General features: G+C 60.5%; 11 protein-coding genes. 10 read left to right on the top strand and 1 reads right to left on the bottom strand.

Going from position 1 to position 8,901, the window contains the following annotated elements; all coding sequences use genetic code 11:
* The 3 genes from GCN78_RS14520 to GCN78_RS14510 form a co-directional block, all read left to right on the top strand.
* A partial coding sequence (locus GCN78_RS14520) for an EF-Tu C-terminal domain-related protein (protein WP_461419038.1) occupies positions 1-221 on the top strand: 221 nt, incomplete at its 5' end.
* 179 nt (positions 222-400) lie between these two features.
* Complete coding sequence (rpsJ, locus tag GCN78_RS14515) at positions 401-718, top strand: 30S ribosomal protein S10 (protein WP_010394389.1); 318 nt, start codon at positions 401-403, stop codon at positions 716-718.
* 214 nt (positions 719-932) lie between these two features.
* Positions 933-1,778, top strand: coding sequence for a DUF817 domain-containing protein (locus GCN78_RS14510; protein ID WP_152252313.1), 846 nt, complete (start codon positions 933-935; stop codon positions 1,776-1,778).
* Positions 1,779-1,797: 19 nt separating this feature from the next.
* Here GCN78_RS14510 and GCN78_RS14505 read toward each other — a convergent pair whose 3' ends face one another.
* Complete coding sequence (locus GCN78_RS14505; protein ID WP_193316737.1) at positions 1,798-2,346, bottom strand: tetratricopeptide repeat protein; 549 nt, start codon at positions 2,344-2,346, stop codon at positions 1,798-1,800.
* A 175-nt stretch (positions 2,347-2,521) separates the two neighbouring features.
* On the opposite strand from GCN78_RS14505, the gene creB reads away from it, so the two are divergent.
* The 7 genes from creB to rplB all read left to right on the top strand — a co-directional run bounded on the left by creB (position 2,522) and on the right by rplB (position 8,891).
* Entirely contained in the window at positions 2,522-3,253 is a 732-nt protein-coding gene (gene creB / locus GCN78_RS14500) for a two-component system response regulator CreB (RefSeq protein ID WP_152252311.1), read from the top strand.
* Positions 3,250-4,671 (top strand): two-component system sensor histidine kinase CreC, encoded by a 1,422-nt coding sequence (gene creC, locus GCN78_RS14495; RefSeq protein ID WP_152252310.1) that lies wholly within the window; start codon positions 3,250-3,252, stop codon positions 4,669-4,671. Before creB ends, creC begins: the two co-directional genes overlap by 4 nt.
* Before the next feature lie 90 nt (positions 4,672-4,761).
* Positions 4,762-6,153: a cell envelope integrity protein CreD gene (gene creD / locus GCN78_RS14490; protein WP_152252309.1), complete on the top strand. Its 1,392-nt coding sequence runs from the start codon at positions 4,762-4,764 to the stop codon at positions 6,151-6,153.
* A gap of 316 nt (positions 6,154-6,469) precedes the next feature.
* Positions 6,470-7,126: a 50S ribosomal protein L3 gene (gene rplC / locus GCN78_RS14485; RefSeq protein WP_010394393.1), complete on the top strand. Its 657-nt coding sequence runs from the start codon at positions 6,470-6,472 to the stop codon at positions 7,124-7,126.
* 3 nt (positions 7,127-7,129) lie between these two features.
* The gene (gene rplD, locus GCN78_RS14480) at positions 7,130-7,750 is read left to right on the top strand and encodes a 50S ribosomal protein L4 (protein ID WP_034753197.1); all 621 of its coding nucleotides are present in this window, start codon (positions 7,130-7,132) and stop codon (positions 7,748-7,750) included.
* Entirely contained in the window at positions 7,747-8,064 is a 318-nt protein-coding gene (gene rplW / locus GCN78_RS14475; RefSeq protein WP_010394398.1) for a 50S ribosomal protein L23, read from the top strand. Before rplD ends, rplW begins: the two co-directional genes overlap by 4 nt.
* On the top strand, positions 8,064-8,891 hold the full coding sequence (rplB, locus tag GCN78_RS14470) for a 50S ribosomal protein L2 (RefSeq protein ID WP_034753198.1): 828 nt from the start codon (positions 8,064-8,066) through the stop codon (positions 8,889-8,891). Before rplW ends, rplB begins: the two co-directional genes overlap by 1 nt.
* Positions 8,892-8,901: the final 10 nt, after the last annotated feature.

Raw genomic sequence — 8,901 nt, 5'->3', positions numbered from 1 at the left:
CATTCTTCAACAACTATCGTCCACAGTTCTACTTCCGTACGACGGACGTGACTGGTTCGATCGAGTTGCCAGCAGACAAAGAAATGGTCATGCCAGGCGATAACGTGTCGATCACCGTCAAGCTGATCAACCCGATCGCGATGGAAGAAGGTCTGCGCTTCGCTATCCGCGAAGGCGGCCGTACCGTCGGCGCTGGTGTTGTTGCAAAAATCCTGGCTTAATTCTTAAGCCTGCATAAAAGAAGACGCGTCGTCGCCCGGCGCCCTTCTTTTTATTCAACTGCCGGGGTTGGCAAGCATTTTGGTGCTATCATGTCGACCCTGACGGTTGTTGCGTCAGAAATTCCCGTATGACCTCATTGCCGTGCAGACCGCGCGGTTCGTTCTTTTAAGGAAATATCATGTCGGCACCAAACCAAAAAATCCGTATCCGCCTGAAGGCTTTCGATTACAAACTGATCGACCAGTCCGCTCTGGAAATCGTTGAAACCGCGAAGCGCACCGGCGCTGTCGTCAAAGGCCCAGTACCACTGCCTACCCGTATTCAACGTTTCGATGTGCTGCGTTCCCCGCACGTCAACAAAACTTCGCGCGATCAGTTCGAGATCCGTACGCACCAACGCCTGATGGACATCGTTGACCCAACGGACAAAACCGTTGACGCGCTGATGAAGCTGGACCTGCCAGCTGGTGTTGATGTTGAAATCAAACTGCAATAAGAGTTTCCAGGGCAGCTGACCACACCGTAGCATCAGGTGTTGACAGCTGTTCCAGGCCGGCGGGGTGTCCCGCTGCCTGATGATGGGGCCGGGCCTGCTCACGACCGTGAGCGCGCCCGGCCCCATTGCTATTGGTGCCTGCCCAACACGGGCGACTCCGCGTGCGCGTGCAAAACCGCTTTACAGTGCTGTGGCTGGACGATAAAGTTGCCGCATGCTCAATACCCTCGATACCCACCTGTTAAATGCGACTCCCCGCCAGCGCTTGCGCGGCTGGCCGCGCTTCCTGACCGAATTCCTGTATTTCGGCATCAAGGAGGCGAGGTCGTGCCTGTTCGTGGGGCTGTTTTTCGCCACCGTGTTCCTGGTGCCACGCGCCGGCCTGTTCGGCCTGCCGCGTTATGACGTGCTGCTGCTGGCGGCGCTGGCGATCCAGGGCGCGATGCTGTGGAGCGGACTGGAAACGTGGGATGAGCTGAAGGCCATCTGCCTGTTTCATGCGGTCGGCTTCGCGCTGGAAGTGTTCAAGGTATCGGGGACGATCCAGTCGTGGAGCTATCCCGACTTCGCCTACAGCAAGGTGTTCGGCGTCCCCCTGTTTTCCGGCTTCATGTATGCGGCCGTCGGCAGCTACATCATCCAGACATGGCGCCTGCTCGACATGCGGATTCGCCACCATCCGCCGTACTGGATGGCGGTGCTGATCGCGCTGCTGATCTACGCCAACTTCTTCACCCATCACTACATCGGCGACTATCGCTGGTACCTGGCCGCCTGCGCGCTGGGCTTGTACGCGCGCACCACGGTGGTGTTCCGTCCGCTCGACCGCGACCGCAGCATGCCCTTGCTGCTCGGTTTCGTGCTGGTCGGCTTCTTCATCTGGCTGGCCGAAAACATCAGCACCTTCTGGGGCGTGTGGCGCTATCCGAACCAGCTTGGCGCGTGGTCGGCCGTGCATGTCAGCAAATGGAGTTCATGGTCGCTGCTGGTGGTGATGACGTTCACCATCGTGGCCCACCTCAAGCACATCAAGGCCCGCATCCACGTCGCGCAGCCCTAGGCCGGGCGACGCAAGTCTCTTATTGCAGGCTGGCCGCCACCGCGTCGAAGCGATTGCCGAGCGCCGCCTGCGGGCCGCCCTGCAAGTGGCCGGCATACTGGCGCAGCACTTGCGCCGAGTACGTGCGCGAGGCGGGCGACAGCTTCGGCAGCAGCGGCAGCACTTTTTCCAGGTAGGCCGTGCCTTCCTGCCACTTGCCTTGCGCCGCCAGCGCCGAGGCCAGTTCCACCATGCGGCGGCCGACGCGCGCATCGCTGCGTGGCTGCGCCGTTTCTTCCGTGGCCAGGGCTTGCCGGTACAACTGCTCCGCTTCGGCATTCTTGCCCTGCAGGCGCTTGATGCGGCCCAGGTTGTACTGGCGCTGCGAGAGGATGTCGGCGCTGGCCCCGGCCTGCTCGGCGCTGCGCAGCGCCTGTACGCAGGCCAGTTCCGCTTCGCCAAACTGGCCTTTGAGCTCGGCCGCGTTGCAGGCGTCGTGTTGGGCGTTGGAGGTGGTGAGCGTCGCTGGCGCCGCGCAGGCGGCCAGCAGGCTGACGGCGCATAGCAGGCTGATGGTATGGTTCTTCATAGTCTCCTCGGACGGGTGTTGGACACGGTGTATCAGTGGAGTCATGCTGCGATAAATATACTATAAGTTTTTTGGGCAGGGTGGCTTTTTGCCGGCGCAGCGCGAGGCGCGCGATTGACGCCGCTTGCGTGCTTCAGGGATACTCCGGGTCTGTCCACTAATGCTTGCCGCCGCCATGTCCAAGACTGTCCTGATCGTGGAAGATGAACAGGCGATTGCCGACAGCATCGCCTATGCCTTGCGCACGGACGGCTTTACGCCGCGCCATGTGATGTTGGGCGAGCAAGCCCTGGCCGCGCTGCGCCCAACGCCCGGCGAAGCGGCGCAGATGCCCGTTCTGGTGGTGCTCGACGTGGGCTTGCCCGACATGAGCGGGCTGGAAGTGTGCCGCCGGCTGCGCCAGTTTTCCGAGCTGCCGGTGATCTTCCTGACAGCCCGCAGCGACGAGATCGACCGTATCGTCGGCCTGGAAATCGGCGCCGATGACTACGTCACCAAACCGTTTTCGCCGCGCGAACTGGTGGCGCGCATCCGCGTCATCCTGCGCCGCGCCGGTGTCGCGCAAGCGCCCCGCGAGACTGGCATGACGATAGCCGCGCCTGTCGCCGCGACCGCGCCGGCGCGCTTCGAATTGCGCGCGCTGGAGGCGAAAGTGCTGTTTCACGGCCAGCCGCTGGACCTGACCCGCTATGAATACCTGTTGCTGAAAACCCTGCTCACGCATCCCGGTCACGTGCTGTCGCGCGCGCAACTGATGCAGCGCGTGTGGAGCGGTGCGCCCGACACGCTCGAGCGCACCGTCGACGCGCACGTCAAATCGCTGCGCGCCAAGCTGCGTGCCATCGATGCGCAGGTCGACCCCATCCAGACCCACCGTGGCCTCGGCTACAGCCTGGCCGGCGCATGAAGATCGGCCTGCGCATCCTGCTGGGCTATTTCCTGATCGTCGGCCTGGCCGCGTGGTTCTTGCTGAATGTGTTCATGGAGCAGGTCAAGCCCGGTGTGCGCTCGACCCTGGAAGACACCCTGGTCGATACTTCGCAACTGCTGGCCAGCCTGGTGGCGCCCGACGTGAAGGCGGGCACGCTGGCGCAGTCGCCCGTGGCCGAACGCATGCAGGATTACGCGCGCCATGGCGTGGACGTCAATATCAATGGCGTACGCAAGCGCACGCTCGATTACCGCATCTACATTACGGACCGGCGCGGCATCGTGCTGTTCGACTCCAGCGGGCGCGACGTGGGGCGCGACTATGCGCGCTGGAATGACGTGTATCTGACCTTGCAAGGTAAATATGGCGCGCGCAGCACGCGCACCCGGCCGGACGACGAGATGTCGACGGTGATGCACGTGGCCGCGCCGATCCGCGATGGCAGCGAGGTGATCGGCGTGCTGACGGTGGCCAAGCCGAATGCCAGCGTGCAAGCGTTTGTCGAACGCAGCCAGCGCAAGATACTGCAGCGTGGCGCCATCCTGTTGCTGCTGTCGCTGCTGATCGGTCTGGCGTTCGCCTGGTGGTTGCACCATGCGCTGGGCAAGCTGATGGATTACATCGGCGACGTGGAAGCCGGGCGCAAGGTGGCGCTGCCGGCGCTGGGCAGGAACGAGATCGGCACCCTGGGCCGGGCCCTGCAGGCGATGCGCACGCGCCTCGAGGGCAAGGAATATGTGGAGCAGCTGATGCATACCCTGGCGCATGAATTGAAAAGCCCGATCGCCGCCATCCAGGCCTCGGCCGAACTGTTGCAGGAAGACATGCCGCCGGCCGAGCGCCGCCAGTTCCTGGCCAGCATCCTGGAACAGAATGCGCGCCAGCGGCAGCTGATCGACAAGCTGCTGGCCCTGGTGCGCGTGGAAAAGCAGCAGCGCCTGGACAACCCCGAGCGCCTCGCGCTGGGGCCCCTGCTGGCGCAAGTGGCGCAGGACGCGGCCGCCAGCCTGGCGGTACGCGGCGTGCAGTTGCGGCTCGATGCCGACGAGCTGAGCGTGGCCGGCGACGCCCTGCTGCTGCGTCAGGCGCTGGGCAATCTGCTCGACAACGCGACCGGTTTTGCGCCGCCCGGCAGCTGCATCGATCTGACGGCGCGGCGCCAGGGCGCGCATGTGGACATTGTCGTGCGCGACCGCGGCGCAGGCATTCCCGCGTATGCGCTCGAGCGCGTCTTCGAGCGCTTTTATTCCCTGCCGCGCCCGAGCGCCGGCAAGAGCACGGGCCTGGGCTTGCCCTTTGTGCGCGAGGTCGCTTCCCTGCATGGCGGCACGGTCGAGGTGCTCAATCATCCGGAGGGCGGCGCCTGCGCGTGCCTGCGCCTGCCGCTGGCGTAGCGCCATGCAATTATTTCCGGACTTCACACGCAACGCACATTCAGCGCACATGGTTTTTTTACACTGGCATCCTCACTTCAAGGATACGCCATGCAAAAAACTCTATTCGTCAAAGCGTTGATCGTGTTCGGCCTGATGCTGGTGATCGGCCTGCCTTTGCTGATGATTCAGGAAACGATCAAGGAGCGGATGGAATTCCGCCAGGAAGCCGTCAACAGCATCGCCGCCGATTCGGTGCGCGAACAAACCATCATCGGTCCCATCCTGGTGATTCCCTACACGGAGCAGTACGAAGAGCGCGTGGAGGTGGCCAGGGGCGATGACAAGGAAGTAAAAGCGCCCGTACGCACGGAGTTGCTGCACCGCACGGCGCAGCGCCGCCTGCTCGTGTATCCGAACTTCTTGCTGCAGGACGGCACCATCGAGACCGACCGCCGCTACCGCGGCATCCACCAGGTGCTGGTGTACAGCGGTCAGCATGCGTTCAGGGGCGACTTCACGGTGCCGGCCAGCACGCAGTTGCCGCGCAAGTCGCCGGATTCGCGCGTCACTCTGGGCGAACCGTTCGTCGCGCTGTCCATCGAGGACGTGCGCGGCATCCGCAATATCCCGAAAATCGATTGGGGTGGGCGCCAGATCGAGTTCGAGCAGGGCACCGACCTGTTTGCCTTCCGCAGCGGGCTGCACGCGCCGCTGGGCGCCATCCCGCTGGCACAGGCGCAACAGGTGAAATTCAGCTTTGACCTGGGTCTCGACGGCATCGAACGCCAGCATTTCGTGCCGGTGGCAAAAAATAGCCAGATCAGCATCAAGTCGAACTGGCCCCATCCGCAGTTTGGCGGGCGCTTCCTGCCGTCGCCGAAGAATCGCCAGATCAACGCCGATGGCTTTCAAGTCGAATGGAATATCTCGTCGCTGGCCACCAATGCGCAAACGCAGCTGAGCAGCATCGAAGGCGAGTTCAAGGTGCCCGACAGCGCGCCGCTGGGCCAGATCGACCGCTTCAGCGTCGGCTTCATCGAGCCGGTGAACGTGTATTCGCAATCGGACCGGGCCACCAAATATGGCTTGCTGTTCGTGGCGCTGACCTTTGCCGCTTTCTTCATCTTTGAAATTTTGAAGAGCCTGCCGATCCACCCGGTGCAGTACCTGCTGGTGGGCCTGTCGCTGGTGATCTTCTTCCTGCTGCTGGTGGGCCTGGCCGAGCATATCGCCTTCCTGGCCGCCTACCTGATCGCCAGCGCCGCCTGTATCGTGCTGACCAGCTTTTACCTGATGCACGTGCTGCACAACGCCTGGCGCGGCATCGGCTTCGGCCTGGCGCTGACGATGCTGTATGGCGCGCTGTATGGTTTGCTGAACTCGGAAAACAACGCGCTGGTCATGGGCAGCATCCTGCTGTTCGCCGTGCTGGCGGCCATCATGGTGGCGACGCGCAAGGTGGACTGGTATCAGATTGGCAAAGGAGCGCCGCAGGAGTAGGGGTTGCCCGGACACCATGGATGGGAAGGGCGCACATGCCATCGTGCGCCCCGTGTGTTTCTGTCATCGCCCGCCAGACCGCATGCAGCCGTGCTGTGCGTCCGTTAAGTTGCCTCGCGGCAGCGCTTTTTCGACGCCCCGACAACTCCCGCAGGGGCGTCGCGCAACACTTTGACATACCTCGTGTTAACTTGTTGCGTCAAGGGTTTTTGTGCTATATACTAGCCGGCTTCGGTATGGATTCGTCTTTTTTGAGTCCTACGTTACTTTGTAGTTAAACAAGCCCCGCCCAATCGCAGGTGGGAATGGAGAAAAAATGAGCCTAGGCCTTCTCGGTCGCAAGGTTGGTATGATGCGCATTTTCACGGATGAAGGGGATTCGATCCCGGTCACCGTGTTGGACGTATCGAACAACCGTGTTGCGCAAATCAAAACCCCTGAAACAGATGGTTACTCCGCTGTTCAGGTCGCATTCGGTCAACGTCGCGCTTCCCGCGTGACCAAAGCTGTTGCTGGTCATCACGCTAAAGCTGGTGTTGAAGCCGGTACTCTGTTGAAAGAGTTCCGTGTCGACGCTGCCAAAGCCGCTGAACTGAAAGCTGGCGATGTTGTCGCTGCTTCCCTGTTCGAAGTCGGTCAAAAGATCGACGTGCAAGGCGTTACCATCGGTAAAGGCTATGCAGGCGTTATCAAACGTTACCACTTCGCTTCTGGCCGTGCAACGCACGGTAACTCGCGTTCGCACAACGTTCCAGGTTCCATCGGTATGGCACAAGATCCAGGTCGCGTTTTCCCTGGTAAGCGCATGACCGGTCATCTGGGTGACGTCAACCGTACGATCCAGAACCTCGTGATCGCCCGTATCGATGCCGACCGTCAGCTGCTGCTGGTCAAAGGCGCGATTCCAGGTGCGAAAAATGGCCAGGTAGTTGTCTCGCCAGCCATCAAAACCAAAGCCAAGAAGGGAGCTTAAACGATGGAACTCAAGCTTCTGAATGCGCAAGGTCAAGCCGCCTCGAACGTTGCTGCAGCCGATACGATTTTCGGCCGTGACTACAATGAAGCGCTGATCCACCAAGTCGTCATCGCTTATCAAGCGAATGCACGTAGTGGTAACCGCAAGCAAAAAGACCGTGAAGAAGTTCACCACACGACGAAAAAGCCATGGCGCCAAAAAGGTACCGGCCGCGCTCGTGCTGGTATGTCGTCGTCGCCACTGTGGCGCGGCGGTGGTCGGATTTTCCCGAACTCGCCTGACGAAAACTTCACCCACAAAGTGAACAAAAAAATGTATCGCGCAGGTATCTGCTCGATCCTGTCGCAGCTGGCTCGCGAAGAGCGCCTGATCGTCATCGACGATCTGACGATCGACGCGCCAAAAACCAAGCTGCTGTCGCAAAAATTGAACGGCCTGGGCTTTGATTCGGTTCTGATCATCACCGACGTTCTGAACGAAAACCTGGAACTGGCATCGCGCAACCTGCCTAACGTACTCGTCGTTGAGCCACGTCACGCAGACCCGATGTCCCTGGTGTTCTACAAGAAGATCCTGGTCACCAAAGCTGCATTGGCCAAGATTGAGGAGATGCTGGCATGAGCGCGATTTTGAAACATAGCGAAGAACGCTTGATGAAGGTGCTGTTGGCGCCCGTGATTTCCGAAAAGGCCACCATGGTCGCGGAAAAGAACGAGCAAATTGTATTCCGCGTACTGCCGGATGCAACCAAGCCTGAAATCAAGGCAGCGGTCGAACTGCTGTTCAAGGTTGAAGTTCTGTCCGTGCAAACTGCAAACCGCGAAGGTAAGCAAAAGCGCACCGGCAAGTTCAACGGTCGTCGTAACCATACCAAGCGTGCTTTCGTGTGCCTGAAGCCTGGCCAGGAAATCAACTTCTCCGAGGAGGCTGCATAATGGCACTCGTTAAGATGAAACCAACCTCGCCAGGCCGTCGCGGCATGGTGAAGGTGGTGAATGCCGACCTGTACAAAGGTCGTCCGTTCGCTGCCCTGGTTGAAAAGAAATCCAAGACCGCTGGTCGTAACAACAACGGTCACATCACCACCCGTCATATCGGTGGTGGTCACAAGCAACACTATCGCTTGATCGACTTCAAGCGCACCAAAGATGGTATTCCAGCGAAAGTGGAACGTATCGAATACGATCCAAACCGCACCGCGAATATCGCTCTGTTGTGCTACGCCGACGGCGAGCGTCACTACATCATCGCAACCAAAGGCATGGCCGTTGGCGACAGCGTGATGAACGGTTCGGAAGCACCGATCAAATCGGGTAACTGCTTGCCAATCCGTAACATCCCAGTCGGTACCGTGATGCATTGCGTCGAAATGCTGCCAGGTAAAGGTGCTCAAATGGCACGTACCGCTGGCGCTGGCGTTGTGCTGATGGCACGTGAAGGTACCTACGCTCAAGTGCGTCTGCGCTCGGGTGAAGTACGTCGCGTGCACATCGAGTGCCGTGCAACGGTTGGTGAAGTCGGCAATGCCGAGCACAGCCTGCGTAAAATCGGTAAAGCTGGCGCGATGCGCTGGCGCGGTGTTCGTCCTACCGTTCGCGGTGTGGTCATGAACCCGGTCGATCACCCGCACGGTGGTGGTGAAGGTAAAACAGCAGCTGGTCGTCATCCAGTTTCGCCTTGGGGCCAACAGACTAAGGGTAAGAAGACACGCAGCAACAAGCGTACTACTTCCATGATCGTCTCGCGCCGCGGCAAGAAATAAGGGGTAGCAC

The sequence above is a fragment of the Janthinobacterium rivuli genome, from assembly GCF_009208735.1.
Taxonomy (GTDB): domain Bacteria; phylum Pseudomonadota; class Gammaproteobacteria; order Burkholderiales; family Burkholderiaceae_D; genus Janthinobacterium.
The sequence above is the reverse complement of the archived record's forward strand: the minus strand, read 5'-3'. Positions and strand labels throughout refer to the sequence as shown.